25 protein-coding genes are annotated in these 22830 nt (G+C 67.8%); 13 read left to right on the top strand and 12 right to left on the bottom strand.

Features of this window, described 5'->3' with window-relative positions:
- Positions 1–24: 24 nt before the first annotated feature.
- From ACWCQK_RS31310 to ACWCQK_RS31285, 6 genes are all read right to left on the bottom strand, one after another.
- Entirely contained in the window at positions 25–1332 is a 1308-nt protein-coding gene (locus ACWCQK_RS31310) for a CpaF family protein (protein WP_451160694.1), read from the bottom strand.
- Entirely contained in the window at positions 1329–2177 is an 849-nt protein-coding gene (locus ACWCQK_RS31305) for a hypothetical protein (protein WP_451160692.1), read from the bottom strand. The genes ACWCQK_RS31310 and ACWCQK_RS31305 overlap by 4 nt, the downstream gene beginning before the upstream one ends.
- Positions 2178–2194: 17 nt before the next feature.
- A complete protein-coding gene (locus tag ACWCQK_RS31300) occupies positions 2195–2902 on the bottom strand; it encodes a hypothetical protein (protein WP_451160690.1) in 708 nt (235 codons plus the stop codon).
- Between the two features lie 830 nt (positions 2903–3732).
- Positions 3733–4974, bottom strand: coding sequence for a mucin-2 (locus ACWCQK_RS31295; RefSeq protein ID WP_451160688.1), 1242 nt, complete (start codon positions 4972–4974; stop codon positions 3733–3735).
- Between the two features lie 45 nt (positions 4975–5019).
- Positions 5020–5820, bottom strand: a complete 801-nt coding sequence (locus tag ACWCQK_RS31290; RefSeq protein ID WP_451160686.1) for a hypothetical protein — start codon at positions 5818–5820, stop codon at positions 5020–5022.
- 21 nt (positions 5821–5841) lie between these two features.
- On the bottom strand, positions 5842–6423 hold the full coding sequence (locus ACWCQK_RS31285; RefSeq protein ID WP_451160684.1) for a hypothetical protein: 582 nt from the start codon (positions 6421–6423) through the stop codon (positions 5842–5844).
- A 441-nt stretch (positions 6424–6864) separates the two neighbouring features.
- Between ACWCQK_RS31285 and ACWCQK_RS31280 the strand changes: the two genes are divergently transcribed.
- Positions 6865–7521 carry a hypothetical protein gene (locus tag ACWCQK_RS31280; protein ID WP_451160682.1) on the top strand — a complete coding sequence of 219 codons (657 nt, stop codon included), beginning with the start codon at positions 6865–6867 and terminating at the stop codon, positions 7519–7521.
- A 44-nt stretch (positions 7522–7565) separates the two neighbouring features.
- On the top strand, positions 7566–8558 hold the full coding sequence (locus ACWCQK_RS31275) for a hypothetical protein (RefSeq protein ID WP_451160680.1): 993 nt from the start codon (positions 7566–7568) through the stop codon (positions 8556–8558).
- A 49-nt stretch (positions 8559–8607) separates the two neighbouring features.
- Here ACWCQK_RS31275 and ACWCQK_RS31270 read toward each other — a convergent pair whose 3' ends face one another.
- The 3 genes from ACWCQK_RS31270 to ACWCQK_RS31260 all read right to left on the bottom strand — a co-directional run bounded on the left by ACWCQK_RS31270 (position 8608) and on the right by ACWCQK_RS31260 (position 11664).
- Positions 8608–9234 (bottom strand): hypothetical protein, encoded by a 627-nt coding sequence (locus ACWCQK_RS31270; RefSeq protein ID WP_451160678.1) that lies wholly within the window; start codon positions 9232–9234, stop codon positions 8608–8610.
- A gap of 37 nt (positions 9235–9271) precedes the next feature.
- On the bottom strand, positions 9272–11263 hold the full coding sequence (locus ACWCQK_RS31265) for a hypothetical protein (RefSeq protein ID WP_451160676.1): 1992 nt from the start codon (positions 11261–11263) through the stop codon (positions 9272–9274).
- 68 nt (positions 11264–11331) lie between these two features.
- A complete protein-coding gene (locus ACWCQK_RS31260) occupies positions 11332–11664 on the bottom strand; it encodes a hypothetical protein (protein WP_451160674.1) in 333 nt (110 codons plus the stop codon).
- A 262-nt stretch (positions 11665–11926) separates the two neighbouring features.
- Between ACWCQK_RS31260 and ACWCQK_RS31255 the strand changes: the two genes are divergently transcribed.
- From ACWCQK_RS31255 to ACWCQK_RS31225, 7 genes are all read left to right on the top strand, one after another.
- Positions 11927–12289: a hypothetical protein gene (locus ACWCQK_RS31255; RefSeq protein WP_451160672.1), complete on the top strand. Its 363-nt coding sequence runs from the start codon at positions 11927–11929 to the stop codon at positions 12287–12289.
- Complete coding sequence (locus ACWCQK_RS31250) at positions 12289–13788, top strand: C2 family cysteine protease (RefSeq protein WP_451160670.1); 1500 nt, start codon at positions 12289–12291, stop codon at positions 13786–13788. The genes ACWCQK_RS31255 and ACWCQK_RS31250 overlap by 1 nt, the downstream gene beginning before the upstream one ends.
- Positions 13789–13810: 22 nt before the next feature.
- On the top strand, positions 13811–14182 hold the full coding sequence (locus ACWCQK_RS31245) for a DUF6406 domain-containing protein (RefSeq protein ID WP_451160668.1): 372 nt from the start codon (positions 13811–13813) through the stop codon (positions 14180–14182).
- On the top strand, positions 14175–14936 hold the full coding sequence (locus ACWCQK_RS31240) for a hypothetical protein (protein WP_451160666.1): 762 nt from the start codon (positions 14175–14177) through the stop codon (positions 14934–14936). Before ACWCQK_RS31245 ends, ACWCQK_RS31240 begins: the two co-directional genes overlap by 8 nt.
- Positions 14937–15023: 87 nt before the next feature.
- Positions 15024–15746: a hypothetical protein gene (locus tag ACWCQK_RS31235; RefSeq protein ID WP_451160664.1), complete on the top strand. Its 723-nt coding sequence runs from the start codon at positions 15024–15026 to the stop codon at positions 15744–15746.
- 77 nt (positions 15747–15823) lie between these two features.
- Entirely contained in the window at positions 15824–16519 is a 696-nt protein-coding gene (locus ACWCQK_RS31230) for a hypothetical protein (RefSeq protein ID WP_451160662.1), read from the top strand.
- 200 nt (positions 16520–16719) lie between these two features.
- On the top strand, positions 16720–18111 hold the full coding sequence (locus ACWCQK_RS31225) for a PE-PGRS family protein (protein ID WP_451160724.1): 1392 nt from the start codon (positions 16720–16722) through the stop codon (positions 18109–18111).
- A gap of 109 nt (positions 18112–18220) precedes the next feature.
- On the opposite strand, the gene ACWCQK_RS31220 is transcribed toward ACWCQK_RS31225, so the two are convergent.
- A complete protein-coding gene (locus tag ACWCQK_RS31220) occupies positions 18221–19060 on the bottom strand; it encodes a hypothetical protein (protein WP_451160660.1) in 840 nt (279 codons plus the stop codon).
- A gap of 44 nt (positions 19061–19104) precedes the next feature.
- Complete coding sequence (locus ACWCQK_RS31215; protein ID WP_451160658.1) at positions 19105–19365, bottom strand: WXG100 family type VII secretion target; 261 nt, start codon at positions 19363–19365, stop codon at positions 19105–19107.
- Positions 19366–19581: 216 nt separating this feature from the next.
- On the opposite strand from ACWCQK_RS31215, the gene ACWCQK_RS31210 reads away from it, so the two are divergent.
- On the top strand, positions 19582–19842 hold the full coding sequence (locus ACWCQK_RS31210; protein ID WP_385777575.1) for a WXG100 family type VII secretion target: 261 nt from the start codon (positions 19582–19584) through the stop codon (positions 19840–19842).
- A 101-nt stretch (positions 19843–19943) separates the two neighbouring features.
- Here ACWCQK_RS31210 and ACWCQK_RS31205 read toward each other — a convergent pair whose 3' ends face one another.
- A complete protein-coding gene (locus ACWCQK_RS31205) occupies positions 19944–20246 on the bottom strand; it encodes a hypothetical protein (protein ID WP_451160656.1) in 303 nt (100 codons plus the stop codon).
- A 127-nt stretch (positions 20247–20373) separates the two neighbouring features.
- Here ACWCQK_RS31205 and ACWCQK_RS31200 point away from each other — a divergent pair, with 127 nt between their 5' ends.
- The 3 genes from ACWCQK_RS31200 to ACWCQK_RS31190 are packed head-to-tail and all read left to right on the top strand — an operon-like array spanning position 20374 to position 22780.
- Positions 20374–20697, top strand: a complete 324-nt coding sequence (locus ACWCQK_RS31200) for an SAV_915 family protein (protein ID WP_451160654.1) — start codon at positions 20374–20376, stop codon at positions 20695–20697.
- On the top strand, positions 20690–22171 hold the full coding sequence (locus tag ACWCQK_RS31195; RefSeq protein WP_451160652.1) for a hypothetical protein: 1482 nt from the start codon (positions 20690–20692) through the stop codon (positions 22169–22171). The genes ACWCQK_RS31200 and ACWCQK_RS31195 overlap by 8 nt, the downstream gene beginning before the upstream one ends.
- Before the next feature lie 12 nt (positions 22172–22183).
- On the top strand, positions 22184–22780 hold the full coding sequence (locus ACWCQK_RS31190) for a hypothetical protein (RefSeq protein ID WP_451160650.1): 597 nt from the start codon (positions 22184–22186) through the stop codon (positions 22778–22780).
- Positions 22781–22830: the final 50 nt, after the last annotated feature.

Raw genomic sequence — 22830 nt, 5'->3', positions numbered from 1 at the left:
GGGCCGATTGCGTCGTCATCGCGCTCACCCCCAGCTTCCGTGGGGCTGGTAGCCGTAGGCGATCAGTTCCTCCAGGCAGGCTATGGGGGCGTGTGCCACGACCCGGCCGTCGGGCGCCTCGGCGAAGACCTCGCTGGACAGCACCCGGCCGTCGACGCCATTGACCTCGCGCACGGAGGTCACCACACGCTGGAGGCGGCCGCCGCTGTGGTAGTTGTTGCGCCGCTGGATGAAGACGACGAAGTTCACCGCGCCCGCGATCAGCATCTGGCTGGCCTCGATGGGCAGTCGCTCGGACGCCTGGAGGGCGTACGTCGAGATGCGGTTGAAGACCTCGTGGGAGCTGTTGGCGTGGATCGTGGACAGCGAGCCGTCGTTGCCCTGGGACATCGCGTTGAGCATCGTCACGATCTCGTCGCCGAGCACCTCGCCGACGATGACGCGGGAGGGGTTCATACGCAGCGACCGGCGCACGAGCTCGGCCATGGCGATGGTGCCCTGGCCCTCGGAGTTGGGCAGCCGCTCCTCGAACGCCACGACGTTGGGGTGGAGTTCGGGGAAGGTGTCGAGGCCGAGCTCCAGCGCGCGCTCGACGGTGATGAGCCGCTCCTGCGGCGGGATCTCGTTCGCGAGGGCCCGCAGCAGCGTCGTCTTGCCGGCGTTCGTGGCCCCCGCGATCATGATGTTCTTGCGGGCCCGTACGGCGCAGGCGAGGAAGTGGCCGAGTTCCGGGGCGATGGTGCCGTTGCCGACGAGGTCGGAGATGAACACCTTGCCCATGCGGGCTCGACGGATGGAGAGCGCCGGGCGCCGGGCCACGTCCATGACGGCCGACAGTCGCGAACCGTCCGGCAGCCTCAGGTCGAGCTGCGGGTTCGCGGAGTCGAAGGGACGGGAGGACAGACCCGAGTACGCGCCGAGCACCTGGATGAGCTCGATGAGCTCCTCGTCGGTCTCGGCGACGGGATCGCCCTTGACCTCCCGGCCGTCCGCGTAGCCGACGAAGACCTGGTCGCAGCCGTTGATGTCGATGTTCTCGACCTCGGGGTCGTCGAGCAGCGGCTGAAGCCGGCCCACCCCGAACAGCGCCGCGTGCACGGCAGCCGCGTACTGCTCCTCGGTCTCGGCGTCCAGCGGCGTACGGCCCGCGTTGATCTCGGTGCGGGCGTGGTCCTCGAGGATCTGGGCTATGACCGCCCGGGCGTACTGCCGTTCGTCCTCGCTGGACATCGGCGTCACGCCGGAGGCCTGGTCGAGCCGGCGCTGCTCGGCGATACGGTCGCCGGCGTCCTGCCGGAACCGCTTGACCAGCTGGTGGTCGACAGCGGTCATCGGCCGGCTCCCGCGTGACCGGTGACCGGCCCCTGCTGCGGTACGGTCCAGGCGGCGCCGTACTGCTGGTAGAGGTCCGCGGCCACCTTGCGGGCCGAGCGGATCAGCAGCGACTTGTCGAGCCGGCCACGCTTGCGCCCGGCCAACTGCTCGGCGCCGGACGGGTCGTCGGCGATGGTGCCGACCACCCGGGCGCCGGTCTGGGCGTGTACGAGCATGTCGTTGACCTGGTTGACCAGCTTGCCCGCCTCGGCCGGGTCGGCGACGAGGACGACACCGATCACCGGGTTGCCCAGGCTCGCGGCGCCACGCGGGCCGCCGTGCAGCCTCACCGACAGGGCGGCGGCGCGGTCGCGGACCCGGGCGATGGCCTCGGGCTCGGTACGGGAGATCAGCAGCACCAGCGCGGCCTGCGGGAACAGCTCCACGGCCGGGGTGTCCCCGCTGACGCGGCCGCAGTCGGCGATGACGTCGGCGGCCGCGTTCGGGGAGTCGGCGAGCGAGGCGAAGGCCTGCCCGAGGGTCGGCCACAGTCCGGCGAGACCGGCCGCCTGCTCGGCGATCCCGAGCCCCACGACGACTTCGAGGCCGCCGCTCAACGGCTGGACGTGGTCCCAGAGTTGATCCGGGACGAGGCCGCGACGGGCGGTCGCCGCGATCGACAGCATGCCGATGTTCGGGTTGAGCTGTCCGCCGTGAGCGGCGGCGCTGCGGTACACGAGGTCGCCGCCCGCCGGGTCGGCCTCGACCAGCAGGGAGCGCCGCGGCCAGACCGCCGCGAGGGCGACGGCCGCGGTGGTGACGCCGGGGGAACCCTTGTCGGCGGCGAGGGCGATGAGAGCCATGGGTCTGCTGCCGCCTTCTACTTGCCGGAGACGTGCACGACGGCCACCGCGCCGGCGGAGGCGCTCCGGGCGACGGCGGCGGCGTCGTCCTGGTCGACGAGCAGCGTCAGCGAGAGATTGCCGGTGCTGACGGTGGCGTCGCTTTCCTCGGCCTTGGTGTTGACCTTCGCGTTGTCGACGAGGAGACCGCCGGGTGCCGTGGCGGCCGAGTCGGTCTTGTCCGAACCGGCGCTGGTGTCCACGTTGTAGACGGCCACGGTGTCGCCGGGCTTGATGTCCGACGGGTACTGGCCCTCCTTGAGGGCGACGCCCACAGAGGCCTTCCCGGCGGGGAGGCTCTCGCCTTCGGCGAACATCTGCCCCATCACGACCGTGTCCTTGTAGATCGTGGTCTTGGCCTTGAGCTTCCGCAGGGCGTTGAGCTGCGACCACTTCACGTAGTTGATGCTGTCGTCGTCGGCGACCAGCACGGAGGTCACATCGCTCTTGGTGACGGACTCGCCGGGCTGGATGTCCCTGGTCACCTTGATGACCTCGACCCGGTCCCCGGCCTGCAGCACGAGCATGGTCGCGCCGAGCGCCCCGACCAGGATCAGCAGCACCGCCAACGCGGCCAGCGCGGGCTTGCGTTCACGCGGTGGGGTGGGAAGCCGGTCACCGACCGCCGGCTGAACCGGCCCCGCGGAACGACCCGCGCCCGCCCCCGTACGCTCCTGGATCTTCACGCAACAGCTCCCCGTACAACCAAGAAATCGTCTGCCAATTTCTTTGCGCCTACCGCATTCACTGCATTCATCGCATTCACTGCATTCGCTGCGTTCACCGCACGTCCGGACACTCTCCCCGCGGCCCCGCATGCGGGATGCACCGGACATCGGGCCCGTTCCGGGCAATTGACCGACGCGAAGGCGAGTGTCAAGCGATCGCACGGTATCAGCCGCACATAGGCCCCTCAAGGTGAGCCGGGGCACGCGAAGCGCACCACACCCGCCGTTACCCGACTGCAACCGGCGTTACAGGCAACCCAGTTGAGTACGGCCCCCGAACGACTCACGCCCAGTGTGCGGCCGCGAATCTGTTGCCGTCCCGACATCTCGCCGACCCGGCCGACCGCCGGACGGTTCGTCACCCACCGGCCACGAGGCCCGCACGATTCACTCACGAGCAGCCGGCCCGCGCCCTTCACGTACGCCGTGCGGGCCGTCCGTCCCCACCCGGTCGAAGTCACCCGCGAACGCGACGTCCCAGTCTTCTCCCTCTCAACCGTCACCTTGATGTCCTCCGGAAGAGCGAACGCCGGCACGCGCTTCTCACCCGAAGCGGTCGCGGGGCGGACGGCGAAGCCGAGCCTCTCCCTCACGCAAGAGGAACTTGGGATGCACCGCCGGCACGAGAACCGGTCGTCCAGCCGGTCCAGGAGCCGCCCCCGCACCGAGATCGGCGTCCCGTGCGGCGACAGATTGCGGTCGTACACACCCTCGAAGAGAGTCACCGGCTCGAAGGGAAGCACCTGTCGTATGTGGCTGGACCCGTCCCTTCGCCTCGTTCTATCCGACTATCCGAAGAGGCCGCCGATGGTCTTCCCGAGACTCTTCGCTCCGTCCGCGAGCTTCCCCGCCCCCTCGCCGATCTTCTCCCCGGCCCAGGCTCCGGCGTCGGCGACCTTGCCGGGGAACTTCTTCACGGTGTCCCAGTTGTCGACGATGGTGGCGACGCCGTAGACCGCGCCGGTGACGACGGCTGCGCCGATCGTCACGGGGTTGGGCGCGATCATGGCGGCGGTGAGCGAGGCGTTGAAGGCCACGCCGGACACCTTCGCGACGTAACCGGCCTTGTCCCGCTTGAAGGCCTCGACAGGGTTGCCCTCCTGGTAGACGTCGAACGCGCCGACGCCCGTGGCCACGATGCTGCCGCCGATGCCCGCCGCCCGCCACCACCCGGCGGTGCGCAGCGCGGCGCCCGCCCCCGAGGCGAAGCCGCCGAGTCGGCTCGCCCCGGCGACCCGCGAGGCCGCGCCCGCGTTCTTGCCGACCTTGAGGATGTTGGCTTCCCAGGCCCACAGCTTCCCGCCGTGGAGCTGGGCGAGGCTGTCGGATCCGCCGAGGGCGCTGAGGATGGCGGACGGGGTACGCGCACCGATGCTCGCGCCGAGCCTGGCTATGCGAGCCGGTATGTAGGAGGGAGCGCGGCCCTTGAGGATCTGGGCGAGGGTCGTACCGGGTGCCTTCAGGAACGTACCGTTCTTGAAGTACTTGATGAGGTGCAGCGTCCCCGAAGCGGCCATCTTGAAGGCGCCCGGGACGGTCGAGGCGAGCGCGGTGAGGTTGATGTAGTCACCGACGACCTCACCGAGGTTCTCGTTGCCGCCGACCTTCGCGACGGCGTCGCCCGGTATGCGCTGCAACCAGTCCTGGTACGTCTCACCCGGCTTGCGCTTCAGCCATCCCGCGTCGAACCTGTCCCCTCCCGCGACGGAGGCGTTGGCTATGAGCATGGCCTCCGGCGGCAGGGTCGCGCCCTTGAGATCCTCCGGCTTGAAGCCCGCGTACAGCGCGGCCGCCCGCGGATCACCGTTCTCGGCGCGCAGGATGGCCGCACGTCGTCGCAGGTCGACGGAGGTGTCGTCGGTCCAGCGCACCATCGGCTGGAGAGAGCTGAGTTTGTCCCGCACCCCGAGGTGAGAGGCCCGGGTGAAGGCCTCCTCCAACCGGTCGCGCAGATTCCCTCTGCCGTCGAGCAGCTTGGCCAGGTGCTCAAGGTCCGACGGATTGCCCATGCGTATGGAACTGTCGCTCATTTTCCCCGTGCTTCCCCGTGTCTGCCCGCGTTTGCCGGTGATCGTCTACTGCGCCGGGAGCTGTGGCCCGTCCGGAAGCAGATCGGTGATCAGCCGCCAGAGCTCCTTGGCCGAGGTACGGCGCACGCGCAGGTCGCTGCCGGCGTCCACCTCGCCCTCGACGACGGGCTCGGCGGGCAGTTCGCGCAGCCAATACCCTTCGAATCCGCAGTCCCAGACCGCCAGCGCCGAGACGGCCAGCCCACCTTTTCCGCGCGCGGGTGCCTTCCCCTGCCAGGCCACGGTGATCCGCCACATGCAGTTCAGCTGGGCCAGCACCTCGGCGAGCCGTACGGGCGCTCCGGCCGCCTCGGCGACGGCCTCCGGCTCCTCGTACGCACCGGCTTCCATCCGTTCCAGTACGTCGTCGAGGGTGCCCATGGTCGAGTCGATGACCTCGTCGGAGTCGACCTCGGCGGTGAAGTCCCGGTGCAGGTCGACCATCCGGGCCAGGCCCCAGACCAGCGTCTCGGGCTCCGCGGGTACGTACTCGGACTCCGCCTCGCCGGGCCAGTTCTCGTGCGTGAAGATGAAGTCGTCGCCGACGACGGCCCCGCTGCTCGCGACGCCCTGCGGACCGGTCATCTCGACCCGGACGATGACCCGAGGCTCCATCAGCGTGGCGACCAGCGGATAGAGATCGGCCGAGATCCGGCCCTCGGCGTCCAGGATCCCGGCTGCGTTCAACTCATTCTGGGCCGTGGTGAGTTCTTCCGGGATCCGCCCTTCCTCCACCAGCAGGCCCAGCACGCTGACATGGGAGTCGGACAGCCGCAGCCGACGGCGAGCGGTGTCTATCGAAGGCATTCTGTGGTGTCCCCCTGAGAACTAGAGATCGTTGAACCGATTGAGGAAGCGCCCGGGCAGCGACACGAGCGCACCCGACAGCGAGAGGTTCCGCGTGTACACGCCTTCGAGGACGAGCGCGAGGCTGATGTCGAGGGCGTCGGCCGCGCCGAGGCAGGTCCCGGTGATGGTCCGCGGATTCGTCCAGCTCGAACGCTCCATCCGCACACCCGCTCCGGGCCGGACCAGCTCATGCCTGCGTTTGCCACCCAGCTGGGCATACGTGTACGTACGCCCCTTGGCCCGGATCCGCAGGGCGCGCCCCTTCCGCCCGGGCCACCAGACCCTCCGGCCGAGCTCCGCGGGATCCCAGTCGACCCGCAGCTCGCCTCTGGCGAGCAGGGGCCGCCGCAGGTACCGCAGTCCGAGGTACGTGGTGAGCGGGAACATCGCCCCGCTCACCGCCACCTCGCAGTACTCGGCGGGGTAGTCACTGTGCTCGGTGGGAAAGGTCAGCTCGATCCCGCCGAGCCCCTCCACCTCCCCCACCCACGAAAAGACCTCGCCCCGCGCCCCCTTGGCGGACACCGCCGCACGCTGAAGCTCGAAGGAAACCCCGCTCATACGTCCGACGCCTCTCGTTTCTCAGGGACTTGGCCCCACCGCGTCTCGCCGAGGCACCCCAAAGGGGACTCACCAGGGACAAACTCCCGTCCCCAGGCGAGCAACAGCGACAAGAACCACCCGTCCCGCATCAAGCCACAGTAAAGCCAGGGTAATCAACACCCCTGCCCCACCCCACGCAGACCCCACGCGCCCCGCGCCCAGCACCAGCCCCGTCAGCGGCGTCGCGCGGATCCGGGCCTGAGAGCTACCTGGGCCGCAGGGCGAAGCTCCATGCCACCGCCTGCGTTACGGCCCTTGCGGTCGCAACGGGAGCTCTTTTTGGACAAGCCCAACACAGTGACCCGTCAGGCCACGTCCGCCTGGCGAAACCAATCACCACACCAGTAACGTCACTGTCCTTGTCCTTGACTTGCCACTCACCCCCACCGGGAGTCGACCGTGAAACGCCGTTCTTTGCCCGTTGCTGCCGCGCTGGCCGCAACCGCAGCCCTGCTGTTGACGGCCTGCGGCAGTGAGAACGACTCACCCGAGGACAACGACAAGATCGCCGGCGCGGACAAGAGTCGCGCTCCGGAGACAGCGTCGCCCACCGCTGGCGCGGCAGGTTCCGTCAAGCGCCCGGCTATCACGCTACCGAGCGATGTCGAGGAGGCCTTCGAGAACTGGGCCACCGGGGACACCACCAAGGACGCTCTTCTCTCGGACGTCAAGGATCGGATCAAGGCGACCGACGCCGCCATCGTGGCCGCGGACCCCGATTCCGCGGCTCTTGGCTTCTACTACAAGGGTGAGGCACTCGCTCAAGCCGCCGAGTGGGTCCAGGGCTACGTGAACGATGGTAAATCGATCACGGGTACCGTCCGATTCTTCGGTCCTGAACTGAAGATGGTCGACCAGGACACGGCCGCCCTGGCCTACTGCGCCGATGAAAGCAGGGCCTTCGACAAGGACCGCAAGACCAACAAGGCCGAGAAGACCGCCGTGACGAAGAACGCCTACGTTGCGTACAACACGCGCGTCGAGAAAAACGGGCAGGGCGTCTGGCAGACCACAAGTCTCCTCTCGGAGAGGGGGAACGCGAAGTGCGCTCCGTGACGTCACGAGGACGGTGGATTCTTGCCGGCCTGACAGCCTCGGCCTTGGCGCTCACGACGGGCACTTCCTTCGCGGAGCGCGGAGGCGGCAGTTCGCAGGGAAGTACCACCGAGACCAGCGGTAAGCGGTCCGGCGGCGACCTCGTCTCCATGGTGCGCTTCTCCGGCAGCACCTCCGGTAGCGACGGCGACGGTTCGGGGAACGTCACCCCCGTGGGCAATTGGAGCCCGCCGGCCTGCTGGTACGAGCCGCGCAGTGCGGCCGATTTCTCGAAGTACGTCGAGAACTTCTACGACGAGACTCTCAACGCTCCCGGACAGGCGAACTACGCCAAGAGGAGCGTCGGCGAGTTCCGCGCCATCTACAAGGACGGCCAGTACAAGAACTACAACCTCGACAAGGCGGACGAGGGCAGCTGGTGGGTTGCCGTCCGTGACGAGGACCGGTGGATGGAACCGGAGGCCCAGGCCTGCGACAGGCAGCCGTTCTGGGTCGAGACCGGCGATACACCCGACGTGCCCAACGCCGTCACACCGCAGGTGCTCGCCGAACTCGCCTACAACAGGCTGCACCTCCCGGAGACCGAGGTCACCCTCGCCCCGACGGACGTCACCAAGGTGAACCTGCCGACCTGGGCCTGGCTGGACGGCTCCAAGTTCAAGCCGGTCGAGGTGACCGCGAGCCTGAACGTCGGCGGCCTCACCATCCAGGCCACGACCACCGCGAAGCCCGTCTCCCTCAGGCTCGAACCGGGCACCCAGGACGCGGAGACCTTCCCGGCCAACGGCGAGTGCGTGTTCGGGGACGCCGGATCCATCGGCGAGCCGTACGCCAAGGGCAAGGCGGGCCGGACCCCGCCGTGCGGCATCAACTACCTGCGTTCCTCGGGCACCGGAAGCTACCGGCTCCGCGCCACCGTCACCTGGGAGATCAGCTGGTCCGGCACGGGCAACGCCGGACCGACGCGGCTGCCCGACGGCACCTTCGGCAGCACGCAGGACATCAAGGTCCAGGAGATCCAGTCCATCAACCGATGAGGGCGGGGATCCGCGGGTCCAGGCGAGGGCCCTGGATGGATACCCGGTCTCAATGCGGCAGCTCGGACGGAAGGTCACACTTGGCGTCCTTGTGAGCCTGATGGGCAAGCGACACCGCGAGGTCGATGAGCGCCTGCCGTGCTTCCCCGTCCGACGCCTCGAGAGGTTTCAGTGCATGAGCGAAGACGGTCATGTTGTACTGAGACTTACTCGTCTTCTCACTGCGATAGCAGGGGAAGTAGACGGCGGCCAGGTCTGATGTCGACACACCCTTGATACCGGCATTGAAATAACTGACCTTGCCGGAGGTCGGTGGCAATTTCTCGTCGGCCCACGTCTGCCACGATTTCGAAGGGCCGACCGTGGCCTGCAGAGTGAGGAGCGGCTCGTCACCGCTCCCTTCGACTATGCACGCACTGCGGAAGCCCCAGTCCTGGTCCGGCCTCCATGTCGCGTGAAAATCGTATGCCGCGGCCCGAGGCAACAGGGAATTGAAGACCTTGGCGGCTTCCTGCCGGTCAGGCACGTTGCGACACACGTCGTCGGCCTTGATCTCCCCGCGCGACTCGAAGGCGCCGAAGAGGTAGGCGACGGTTACACCAGCGGCAGCAAGCACGGCCACCGCGCCATAGACGTAAGGATTCCGTAGAAGGCTACGGTTGGTCGGCTCGGTCAAGATCGTTCCTCTGATCGCTTTCGGGCTGGCTGGACGACTACGTAGCGGCTTCGCTGTCGCTGATCAGCGCGTTGGCGTCGCTGAATCCCTTGCCGGCTTCGCCGCCGGCCCTGGACGCGGCCGCATCGTCGCCGGTCGCTGCCTTGACGGACTCCTGAGTCGTCAGGATGGCCGAGTGCTGGACGTGATCCATGCGCTTCACGTTCTGGTAGACCCGCTCCTTCTGCTCCGACCCGTCATCGTCGAAACCGTCAAGAATTCCGTTGAAGACCTCACCTGCGGCCGTGCCGACCAAACCACCCGCGAATACACCGGCGGGCCCGCTGAACGGCGCCATCGCAAGGGATGTAGCGCTTCCGACCAAGGAACCGCCCCACAGACTGGCATGCTCCTTCCATGCTCCGTCTCGCGCGTCGGCATCAGCGCCGTCCTTGTCCGCCTGGAAATGCTGACCGCCACCGATGACTCCCTGAAACAGACCGGTCTCGAAGGCGATCTTGTCAATTGTCGCTCCGGTGGGCTGGGGATAAGCATCGGGATGCTTCGCCTGCGCCTCCATCAACGCAGCCGCGTATACGTGCTGGGAGACGTTGAGCCGGTCGTACCCCTCCTTGTTGCGAGCCACCGCGTGCAGGAACCGCGCGGCATCGTAGGCCTCAATGCGAGCCGTGGCCCCTGGCGTCGGGTAGAGCTTGTCGCCGTACATGATGTCCGCGTCCAGGCCTCGCTGCAGATCCGGCAGATACTCAGCCGAAATGTTCGCAAAGCTGTCCGAAAGATACTCGTGATCGCGCAACCGGTCCTGATCCTCGGAAACCGACTTCACGAGGGCGCCGAACAGACCCGCCTGTTCCTTCGAGTGTTTGATGTCCGCCGCCGTGGCCTGCTCACCCGGCCGGTGGCCCGTCGTGGCCGCCTCCAGTGCGTGGCCCATCGAGTTCAGGCCGGTCACGCTCTCCTTGCCCGGCATGCTGTCGTCCGGCCACTTGCGGTCTTCGAAGAGGTAGGTGAAGTTCGCGTTCTGCTCCGCCTTGCCGTTGTCGCCCTTCTGCTCGGCGGTGAAGAACGCCGCTGCCGCGTCGGGGCTGTTGGCGAGGGCCTTCATGTAACCGGTGAGGGGGTCGTTGCCCTGGTCGTTGCCCAGGTGGTTGACCGTGTCCTCGGTACCCCAGCCGGATCCGTAGAGCGTGTCGGCGCCCTCCATGACCCGCTTGTCCTCCTTGACGAGCGCGGTTCCGTAGCTCTCGAGGAACTTGTCGTCGTAGTCGCCGTAGCGCATGAGGTTGCTCATGACGATGAATCCCTCGGGCCCGCCATTGCCGCCGTAGGGCGAGGGGCCGGGATCCCGGATCGGGTCGTCGCCGATGGCGACCATGTCCTGCTTCCACTTCCGCATCGCCGGCGAGTCCGAGTTGGTGGCGGCGGCGACCGTGAGGCTCAGGTTCTTCTGCATGTCGTCGAGGTGGTCGGCACGCTTGAAGTCGGAGGTCTCGCCGTAGCCGGAAGGGTGGCCGAGGTTGCTGACGTCGTCCCAGAACTGGAGCGTCTTCTGCGCGCCCAGGGCGCCTACGACCTTCTCCGCGAAGGGGTATTCGTCGTAGTTCTCGGCGAAGAGCTGGTTCAGCTCGTCGAACTCCTCGGGGGAGAGATCCTCGGGATCCTTCCTCGCGAGCTCTGTCGCGCGCTTGGCGTCCTTGGCCGCCTGGGTGTTCGCCGCCCGGGTCACCCGGGCCTCGTCGATCTGAACCATGCCCTTGAAGCCGGAGTACGGGTCGTTGTCCATGTTCATGGCCAGGTGGTAACGCCGCTTCAGCATGGGCAGTTCGTCCCTGGCCCAGGCCGCGACATGCAGCACGTCCGCGAGCTCCTCGCCGCCGATGCCGTAGTAGGCGAGCTGCGTCTTGTAGTACGAGGCCCGCTCCTGGAGCGTGTCCTGGTCCCGTTGTACGGAGTCGATCGTGCCCTTGAGTGCGTCCGGGTCTATCCCCGAGAAAACGCCTGGGCTGCTGCCACCCTCGTCCGCGCGCATGAAGTGCTTTCCCCCGTTCTTGTCGCAGTCGTCCCGGACCTGCTACCGGTACCGGTACTGAGCCGCGTTCAGTAGATACGCCTGTTCCGGTTCATGGAATTGGCTTCCTCGGGCGTGACCTTCTCCGGCATGCTGTCGATCTCGCGCTGGATGTCGTCGAGCACCTTGTCGATACGCGTGTGCACCGTCTTGCGACGGGCCGCCACGTCGCCATGCCATTGATCGGCGTTTTTGCCCACCCACGACTTCACGGAGTCCCGGCCCCCTTTCCCGATGTCCCTGGCGGCCTTGTTCAGGGCGTCCACCAGGTCGGTCCGGTCCTTCTGAAGCTGGCGTCTCAGGTTCCGCAGGCGCTCGCGGTCCGGATTATCCTGCTTTGGCTTTTCCCCGTCGGTTGTCATGTCCCTCCCTGGACCGCATGCACCTTACCCACCCGATGTGTGAGCGGCAGCAAAGCACCCCGCCCGCCTGGCCGAATGTGGTGGCCTTGTAACGGTCGGGAACAGTTCCCATTCATCGGCTCACCGGCCCCACCACACCCCTCGTATGCTTCACCAGCGATGTCGCCGTGGACAGGTATTCGGGCATCGCCCAGCGGAGCGGCGGCGGCGGCAACAGAGGCAGCAGCAAAGGCAGATGCAGTCGACGGGGGAGGTACCGCACGTGGCGGTCACGGAAGGCGGCGGCGACTCCGCCGAGTTGAAGAGACGAGCGGAGAAGCTGCGCGCGTGCGCGCGTGAGGCGCGCTCGCTCGCCCACAGGCTCGGCCCCTATCTCGACGACGCGGTGAAGAAGGCGACCCCGCGCGCGAACGCCTTCCGCACGGGGGGCGACAAAGGTGCCCTCTGGCAGGGACCGTTCGCCGACGAGTCCACCGCCGTGCTCCAGCAGCGGCAGCGCAGTCTGAACGGCATGGGTACCGCGCTGCTGGCGGACGCCACCCGCTGGGAGACCCAGGCGGACGAGCTGGACCGGCAGGCCAAGGAGAAGGACAAGGCCAAGTCCGGTACGGGCGGGGGGCACTGATGGCGTTCAGAGGCTTCGATGCCACCGGGCTGACCGCGCTGGCGAACCAACTGGACGCGCTCGCCCAGAACTCCGGCAAACTGCACTCCCAGCTCGCGACCGTTCTGACAGCCGCCCAGCAGAACCTCCCCTCCGGCCAGAGCGCGTCTCGCGACCCAGGCCTGCAGGACCTGGTCGGCGACGTGATCCCGATGCCGTCGCTGTTCGGCGGTGGCCGTCGGCGCCTGCCCGGCTCGCTCGGTGGTGAACTCGGCGACCTCCAGACGTCGATGAAACGCCGGATCAAGCAGTTGGAAGGCTTGCAGGAGCTGGCGGACCGCGGCTATCCGGTCAGCGACAGCAGCGTGTTCCTGGACGAGCCTGCGCCGGACGCGAAGAAGATCGACGACGCTTTGCGTGACCTCCAGGGCCTTCAGGGCAAGGACTTCGGGGTGAACGGCAACCGTGACGACCTGGAGAAGGTCTCCGGCGCACTCGACGGTCTCACGGCCGCCGAGCTGGACGCGCTGATGTCCAAGGCGTCCCCCGGGGACCTCGCCTTCTACAACCAGCTGATCACCGACACCGACGACTCGGGCTGGAACCCGTTCGACGACAACGGACTGCCCGAGGACAAGCGCCGGGCCACTCTCGGTCTGATGCTCTCCAGGATCAGCCCGCAGAACGTGGGCAAGTTCCAGGCCGCCTTTCCCGGGACGCAACCGACGTTCACCAACACGGGCGCGTACGAGAGCGGCGGCAACAACCAGAACGGCCAGACCAACAACGGCATCCACTGGGCGCCGCCCCCGGACCCCCTGTTCAAGGACGGCGTCTCGGCCGACGACGTCAGCCAGAACCAGTTCGGGGACTGCTGGTACGTCGCGTCCCTGGCCGGGCTGGCGCAGAAAGACCCGAAGTTCATCCAGGACGGCATCAAGCAGAACCCGAACGGCACGGTCAGCGTGCGCGTCTGGGACAAGAACGGCACGTCTCAGTGGGTCACCATGACCGCCGACCTGCCGACCGACCAGAACGGCAACCCGATCAGCACGTACGGCAACGGGGAGACCTGGCCGGCGTACTACGAGAAGGCCTTCGCGATGGTCTACGCGGACGACGGTGACGACGAGCGCGGGTACGGCGGTATCGAGGGCGACGACCCGAAGAAGTCCGCCCCCTACCTGACCGGCAAGGAGGGCGACGACCTCGAGTCGGGCGGCTTCCTCGGTATCGGCAAGCACGACGACAAGGACATCGGCTCGCTGAAGCGGGCGTTCGACTCCGGGAAGGTCGTCACCGTCTCCACGCCGGACGACGAGGACCTGGACAAGAACCACCCGTCGGAGTGGGGCAGCACGTACCACAGCAATCACGCCTATTACGTGCGCGGCTTCACGGCCGACGGCAAGATCATCCTGGGTAACCCCTGGGGCGTGCACGGCTATCCGCCGATCACCGTGACCCAGGAGCAGTTCGACACGTACTTCCAGGGACCCGAGGCGTTCGATGTCCCCTGACGCCCGACGAACGGTGAGCGCAGTGACCGCACCCGGATCACCCGAATCACCCGGATCTCCCGGATCCCGGCCGGAGCAGCCGCACGTCAAATATCCCTTCGCGTTCGACGGCCGCTGGGTGCTCCGGTACCACATCCCCTACACCGTCGAACACGACGGCCGTACGCACCGGATCGTCGCGACGATCTTCGCCCGCCCCTCGGTGCACGCCCGGATCCAGGTCAGCAGCGAAGGCGGCCCGACCGCGGAGTACGACGACCTGACCCCGGGCGACGTCGTGGAGATCACCGGCGACGCGTGGCGGGTCACGGAGGTCGACTACCGCACCCGCGTGACGCTGGAACGCGCGAGCACCGCCGACGAGGGGGAGTCCGGTGATCAGGCCGGTGAGTAGGTACGGCGTCACGGGCGTCGCCGTGGTCCTGCTGGCACTGTCCGGCTGCGACTCCCCCTCGGGCGGGGGCGGCGACGATCCGTCCCGCGCGCAGGCCGCGGCGAAGGACAAGGGTCCGGTGTGCGTGGGCTCCGCCCCGGCGGACGGGGTGCACGTACTGCGCGGCGGCGGTTTCAGGCTGCCGGGCGGCGAGGGCGTGCGGTATGTCGCCGCGGACGCCGACGGTACGTCCCGTACGGCGACCCTGGACGACGGCGCGGTGTACACCTCGGGCGGACGGCGGTGGACCGTCCGGCCCGGCGTGGATCTCACCGTCTCCGGACACGGCTACACCGTCCGGCAGGTCTGCTCCTACCGTGTCGTCCTGGAACCGAAGTCCGCCGAGGACGGCGCCGCACTCGCCGCCGCGCCCCCCTCGCTGAAAGCCACGGGCGGTGCCGCCGACGCGGGCCTCTGCTTCACCACGAACCGCTCCGTACTCGACGCGGCGGCCGACGGCTTCCCGGCCGAGGACGAGACGCTGTCGGTGCTCGACAACGGCGGCGTCCAGCGTTTCCCCACCGGCTGGTCCCTCACCGTCTCGTACGTCGATCCCGCCACGGGAACCGCCGGGATCGGCGCGAACTGCGCCGCTGTAGGTGTCGCCGCCTACCAGGACGTCCGGGTCGGTGATCCGGTCGAATTCGCCGGGGTGCTGTTCAAGGTGTCCGGGCTGACGGAAGAAGCGGTCCGGCTGAAGCGCACGAGCGCGTAGCGGACGGCAAGCAGCGGACAGCGAGCAGCGGACGACGCATGGCGGTCGGCGCCCCCGAAGCTGTTCCCCCGACCATGGAGACAGACGGTGTTCGGCGAGAGCGAGACGGACGACCCGAGCGGCAGCAAGGGCGAGAACACGAGCACGACGGGTCGGGCCGGCGAGTCCCCCGTTCCGGTCGTGCCCTGGGGTGACGCGTGGGAGTTCGCGATCGGGGACGAGGAGCGCCCCGCGGCCGGGCGGCGCAAGCGGCCCGCACTCGGGGTCCGAGCCGTCCGGGTCCCGCACGGCAGGGGAACGCTGCTGGTCAACGCCCCCTGCGCCTTCCTTCCTCCGCACGGGACCGAGGATGGACCGCGTCTGTACGAGGATGCCGAGTGCCGCCGGCTCCTCTGCTCCGTCGACGGCCCCGAGGAGACGGCGGGCGCCCGTGGCTATCGCGTCCGGGACGGACAAGGACAGGTCATCGGCACCGTCCGACGGGTGCCCCCGCTCCAGCACGCTCTCAAGCCGACCTGGCGCATCGACCAGCCCGGACGCCCGGAGATCGTGAGCGACGCGGAGTGGTCGACGGGCGGGGTAGCGGGGTTGGTCCGGCGCGGGGCCGGGAAGCTCCTGCTGGGTGCCGTCCAGGCGGTATCCGACCTGGGGGCGGACGGCGGTGACCAGGCCACCGGGTCGCGTGCCGTGGTGTGGAGAGCCGACGGTAAGCCGGTGCTGACATGGGACGGCCGGGACCGGTTCCTGATCAGGGCGGCGTGGTTCGATCGCCGGCTGGCGTTCGCGTACGCCCTTCTTCGCGTCGGCTGACCCCGACGTCGGTCGTACGTACGCACGCGTCGGTACAGTCGAGCCGTCAGGCGTGAGGCACGGGTATGGAGGCGGGCGTGGCGTTCGGCAGGCAGAAGGCGGAGGAACCGCCGGTTGAACCGGTCGGCTGGGCCGATGTCCAGACGTTCGTCGTCTCCGCGGTGGAGCGTCCGCTCACGGTCAAACGCAAACGGGCCGTAGCGGGGATGCCGGCCGTGCGTGTGGCCCGCGGGTCCAAGGACCTGCGGGTGCTCGCCCCCTGCGCCTTCCTCGGATCGGACCGGACACGGCGTCCGGGCCTGAACTCGCCGCCCGAGCACACGCTGTACGAGGATCCCGACGCCCAACGCCTGCTCTGCTCCGTGGACCCGGCCGTGGACGCCGACGGGGAGCAGCGGTACGTCGTACGCGACGCCGAGGGGCAGTCTCTCGGCACGCTCACCCGGGTGCCGCCGAAGCGCCGCCCCTTCAAGCACACCTGGCGCATCGAGCAACCGGGTCACCCGGAGATCGTGGGCCGTAACGAGTGGGTGAGCGGGGACGCCAAGGAGATCGCCGGACGGGTGGCGGGCAAGTTCCTCGGCGGGGTGCTGAACGCCATCGGTGACATGGGCGCGGAAGGGGGCGACCAGTCGTCCACGTCGCGATCACTGGAGTGGCGGGCACAGGACGAGGTCGTGATGGTCTCGGAGGGCAGCGGGCAGGTCAGCGTACGGGCGGGCTGGATCGACCGTCGGCTGGCCTTCGCGTTCGCGCTCGTCGGGGACCGGTGAGGACGGGTGGGCGCGGGTGGGGACGGGCGCGCAACGGGGCGGGCCAAGTAGCCCCCGTACAGCCACTGTTCGCGTATGCACCGCTTCACCACAGCTGATCCCCTGTACGCTCCCGGCCCCGCCCGTATCATGGTGCGCCGACCCGCGACCAGTCTCCGTCGGTCCGCGTGGGGAGTGCTCTAGGGGGAGCAAGCATGGGCATGAGGAACGTCAACCCGGACGATCTCGACCAGTTGGCGAAGCTGCTCGACGGTCGTGGCGGCATGCAGGACAAGCTGGACGAGGCGTTCACCCGAGCGTCCCGGCTCGGCGTCTCCAGCAAGCTCACCTCGCTCAACCCGCTGCGTTCCTGGGTGAAGGACACGGCACCGGACCTGCGCAAGCGGGCGATCTACGCCCGGCTGGAGAGCGGGGATCCCGAAGCGGGCCTGCGCTGGGCCGGTTTCAGCGCCGAGGACATCGAGCAGTACAAGGGGCTCTCCCCCGACGAGATGCTGCTCGCCAACTCGATTGCCGCCAGCGACGATCCGAAAGCGGACGTCTTCAAGCGCCGTCCCGACGAGTCCCTCGCGGACTACCTCGACCGCCTCAAAGCTCACGTGATCTCCGAACTTCCGGATCTCCAGCCGCACGAAGAGACGATCGCCACCATGATCGGCCTGTACGGCGACTGGGGTTCCCTCACCGCCGCCACGGCGGTCGTCACCATCCAGGGCGCCTCGCTCACCAAGGTGCTGCTGGGCAACTCCCTGAAAGCCGGGGCGATGCGCACCTGGAAGACCCGGCTGGGCGTGGTCCTGCGAGGTTCCGACAACGGCCTCATACGGTCGGCGGGCAACGGACTCATCAAGTGGACCCCGAAGATCCGCTCCCTGGGCGCTCCCGGCAGCTGGCTGCCCGGTCAACTCGGCCGGATGTTCTCGGGCAGCTCGCTCTACCAGAACGCCAGCCGTGTCCCGCTGACCGGCGGCCTGCGCGGCGACCTCCTCGGCAACGCGTACAACTGGGCGCGCAGCACGCCGCTCATGCGCAGCTTCGGCGTCAACAACGCCATTGACTTCGTGGTCGGTTCGGATGAGGCGGCCACGGCGTTCGGTGGTCTCACGCATGCCGGTCAGCCGGTGGCCCGGGCGGGCAACGCGAGCCTGATCAAGGTCTTCTCCAACGCCTCCCGCGCGGCGGGCGAGACGGGCGGGCTGCGCGTCGGGCTGGGCGCCGCGGCCAAGACGGCCGGCTTCCTGCGCGGGGCGGGCATCGTCGGTGGCGTGGTGTCCACGGGGTTCAGCGCGGCCAACGTCATCTCCCAGGGCAACCCGGTCGAGGCCTTCAAGAGGAACGGCGCGGGTTACGTCGCCGACATCGCCGAGGTCGGCTTCAACGCCTCCCTCACGGCCGCCATGATCGCCCCCAACCCGATCACGATCGGCCTCGCCGTCGGCACGGGCCTCATCTACGGCGGCGCCAAGGTCGTCGAGCACTGGGACGACATCACGAAGGGCGCCGGCGAGGCGGCCGACTGGGTCGGCGACAAGGCGAGCGATCTGGGCAAGAGCATCGCCAAGTCGAAGGCGAACCCGATGAACTGGTTCTGACCCGGCGGTCGGTACGGATCGCCGCGCAGAGCCTCTCACCTGTACGAGATCCGGCGCACACCCAGGTCAGCCGAACGGGTCTCACGTACGACGCCGTCCCGCCGCGCTGTCACTCGCCCTCGACGAGCAGTTCCTCCCGGTCGGGAATCAGGTCGGTGATCTTGTCCCAGACCTGGGCGGAGTGGGAGAGGGCGAGGACCAGGGGGCTGTCCGGGGTCACCTGGCCGGGGAGGATGGGCTCTTCGGGCTGTTCGCGGATCCAGTAGCCGAGGGGGCCACAGTCCCAGACGGCGAGGGCGCGGACCATCGCGGAGCGTTCGCCGTCGTGACGGCCGTCCCAGGCGGTGGTGACGCGCCAGGTGGCGTTGAGGGAGACGACCAGGTCCCGGAACTGTTCGAGGGCCGGGGACTTGAGGCCGGCGTCCGCCTCGACGAGGGCCTTGTCGACGAGCACACGGGTCGCGTCGTCGTCCGCGCCGGGCTCGTCCAGCGCGACGAACGCGGCGTCCAGCGCGGCCATCGTCGTCTCGATACGGAGCTCAGGGGCGCCCTCGGCCGGCTTCTCGCCGCGGTGAAGGTTGACCTTGCGGGCCAGTTCCCAGACGAGGGTGTTGGGCTCGATGGAGACGTACTCGGACTCCTCCTCCCCCGGCCAGCCGTCATGGGCGATGACCGCGTCCTGGCCCACGACCACACCGTGGTTCACGGGGCCGTGCTCGCCGGTGATCTCCACCTGGATCAGCACCATGGGGTCGGCCAGGGCACCGAGCAGATCGCGCAGCACCGGGGCCAGTTCGCCCTCCTCGCCGACCAGGCCGACGCGCTGGAGTTCGACCAGCGACTCCCACAACTCCTCCGGAGGCGTCTCGCCGTCCAAGAGGTGCGCGAATACGGCGATATGGCGGTCGGCCAGCCGGAAGCGTGCTCGGGAGCTGTCGTACGAGGGCACTGGTCTGGTTCCTCCCGTGAAGCGGCGGTGACGCCGGCTCCTCGCTACTTCTTGTTGTCCTGAAGGTCCTTGGCGTCCTGCGTGCACCGGTGCGCCTCGTCACGCAACGCCTGTGCGACCGTGCCGCAGGTGGTACGCCAGCCCTTGAGTCTGCCGCGCACGTCGTCCGCGTTCGGGCCGGACCAGGTCTTCATCCCCGTCGTGCTGTGGTTCTTGGCCGAGTCGACGAGCGAGTCGATGTGATCGGCGAGCGACTTCAACTGACCTGCGCGCTGGTTGAGTTCCTGTATGTCAGGATTCGCCATATCAGTCTCCCCCGGTGTCTCCAGAGCCTCAGCATACTGTCGGACCCGCCTCGTTCGGAGTGGACCCCTGGCCCGGGCGAACGGGACGAACACGAGTCGTTCACCGGAAGATCCCATCTTCGGCAGCCCTGGACGGGAACTGCGGACGGTGCGGTAGCGTCCACTGTTGCAAACGGACAGTCCGGTTGCCACTGACAACACACGGGGAGGATCGCTATGGATCGCGGTGCAGATCTCGGGCGGCTCCGGGAGCTCTCCAAGCTCTACAGCCGCAAGGCGCACGACTTGCAGGTCCTGATCAAGGACCTGCAGTCGGCCACGGCTGACAGCACGGGCTATTGGAAGGGTCCCAAGGCCGACCGCTTTCGCGACGACTGGCACGACGTGAAGCCCACCTTCGAGAAGTGGGTGGACACGCTGAACGACGCCAGCAAGTCGGCGAACACCAGCGCCGACAACATCGAGCGCGCCACCTGATCTCAGGCGAGCCGCGCGTCTGTCGCGTTGTGCCGGGGCGTCCGGTCCGAGACCTTCGGGTCTTGGGCCGGGCGCCCTGGTCATATGCGCCGTGGGTCCGGTCAGATCCCCTGGTGATAGCTGCGGGCGTCGGCCGCCGAGACCTTCTCCGGTTCACCGCGGATAGCCGCTTCGACGACCGGCAGCAGTGCGCCGACCTGTTCGCTCAAACTGCGGTGCCGGCCGTCGAGTTCGCGATGCCAGGCACGGGCGTTCTTTCCGACCCACACCTTGTCGCCACCGATCTCCTCCGTCGGAGCCTTGAGAGCCCTCTTCAGGCTCTCCACCTCCTTGGCGAGATCGCTGCGCAGCTTCTCCAGGTCGGCCTTACGCGGATTGGCGACCTTGACCTCGGGCTCGGCCACGAGCACCACCTCTCGTTTTTCATATCCCGGACAGGCGCACGATCACCAACGAGCGACACCGCCGCATTGGCTGACGATCACGTTGCTCACCGGCTGACGCGCCTCATAATCTGAGCGGATGACCTCAATGAGTGCAACCCAGGGCACTCCCGAATTCCTCGTACTGCCCACGATGGCCGAAGTGCCACAGGTCCACGACGGTTCCCCGCTCGTCGACGGCACTGCGGAGGTGATCCTCGTCTCGGTCGGCGACGACAACGGCGAGGCCCGGCTCGTCGCACTCGCGTTCACGAATGTGCCGTTGCTGGTCGAGGCCATGGGTGAGGAACAACCGTGGGTCATCGTTCCCACCGAGGAACTGGAGAAGGCACTCCACGGTTCAGGCGCTCAGGCGGTGCTGGTCGATCCGCGTCTCGCCGACGGCATGGAAGAGGAATCCTCCAGTGGTTGACCCGAACTTCTCCGGCATCAATCCAGACAATCTGATGAGGACCATCAAGCACCTCGAATCGAGCAGCAAGACGCTTCGGGCCGCCAAGTCCGCCTACACCAGCAGGTTCCAAAAATTCGGGCTGGACACGAGCAGCCTGACCGAGATGGGAAAAATCGCCGGTTGGGTCGATGACGAGCTCCCCATGCTGCGTCGCAGGCAGGCCTTGGCCGCCGCCATGGAACTGGATCCGGAGAGCGGCCTCAAACCCGGCGCCATGGTGCATCTGCGCGAGCCGGTCACGACGGTCCGAGAAGCGCGGGAGGACGGCAGGCAGCTCGCCGAGGACGCGAACAAGGCAGCGGAGCTCGCGCCGGGGGCGGCTGGGGCGGAGTTCCATCGGATCGCCGCGGAGCTGGCGAAGCACCGGGGCGACGCCGACTTCGTATCGGCGCTCTACGCCGGCATGAATCCGGACCTCGTCAGAAACCTGCCGATGGCGATCGCCACAGCGGGCGCGCCCACCGCCGAGGACGACGTCAGGCTCTTCGGCTCGTCGTTCACCACCGCGATCAACTCCGAGTCTCCCGCGCCGGGCTTCGAGAAAACTGCCGCCCTCTTCCACGGCCCGATCACGGACAGCGAGCCTGCGGCCGTGTTCAACCGGGCGCTCTTGCAGGGGGACGACCCGGAACTCTGGGATCTCGCCTGGAAGCACACGGAGATCGCCGTCAAGAAATTGGGCGATCCCGCCGACACCTGGTCCGACAGCGTCGGCTTGCTGGCCAGCGTCTTCGGTATGCAGTCGAAGTATGCCGAGGACTTCCGGCAGCGCTCACGGTCACTGTTCGACGCGGCACGTGACCTGAAACAGGACCGAGTCAACGCCGTGGGCAAGGCGGCGAAGCGGGCGCTCAAAAACGAGACCAGACGCGTGGGCAGAGCTTCGAGGAACTCTGCAGTCGAAGCGGAACGCATTCTGTCCAAGTACGGATTGGGCTCCTTCTCCCGCCTGATGGAAGCTTCTGTCGCGGACGGCGGAAGCTGGTTGATGGGCAGGATCCCCGCACTCAAGCCACCCAGCACGACGACGCTCTTCGGCAGGACGCTACGTGTAGGTGGGAAACTGCCGCTCGTCGGGACGGTGCTTACGATCGGGGCGACCGCTTGGGACATCGACCACGGCGAACAGGTGGACGTAGCCATCGCCGCCAATGCCGGGGGTATGGCTGCAGGGGCGATCGGTGGCGGGTTCGGTACCTGGCTGGGTACCGCCGCGGGATCGGCACTGATGGTTGGCACCCCTGTCGGCTGGGGAATTGCCGGGGGCGTCGTCCTCGGTTTTGGTGCTGGATATGCTGCTTCGTACCTCATCAAGACAAAAACAGGAAAGGGTCTGGTGAACACCGTCACTGGCGCCGCCAAGGGAGCTGGGCACGCCGTCAGCGATGCAGCGTCGAACGTTAAGAAGACAGTTTCCGGATGGTTTTCATGAGGCGGCAATGTCATGGGTAAGAAAAAGAAGAAACGCCAGGGAGGTCAATACCAGCTTCCGCCCAAGGCGGAGCGAGCCCGTCAGATCTCCGCGAGCGCGGCCGCGCGTAAGCCGCGGCCGCCGCTTCCCCCAAACCGCGCGATCCTGGGCGGGTTCGTCCTGTTCCTGCTGTTCGCCGGCTTCACCCTCGCTCTTTGGCTCCCAGCTCACTCTTTGGTCCAGGACCTCCGCTCACGCGGAATTACAGTCGCTGCGACTGTTACCGCGGTCGACAGTAATCCCAAGTATGTGAAGGTTCGTCTCACGCAAGGCCCGAAGGCGGGTGATCAGATTCAACTTTGGGACTACTCCGGGATGTATCCGGACTCACACGTCGGCGATTCGATGGTGGTCACCTACGATCCCACGAACCCTTCACGCAGTCTCTCCCGCGAGTGGGTCGCCAATCCACCCGTGAATCTGCCGGTCTACGGCACTTCGGCACTGGCCCTTCTTTGCCTGGCCGGCACTGCCGTGGTGGTGCTCCACCGCCGTAAGATCCTGCGCACATTCGGTCCAGAATCCCCATCCGCCCCCGCGACAGTCCCCATCCCCCTGGCCAAACCCTGACCGACACTCCAGAGAGCCCCGCCTATCTACTGCGGGGCCCTCTGTCAGGG

The sequence above is a fragment of the Streptomyces sp. NPDC002306 genome (assembly GCF_053593435.1).
This window is presented reverse-complemented; position numbering and strand designations above follow the sequence as displayed.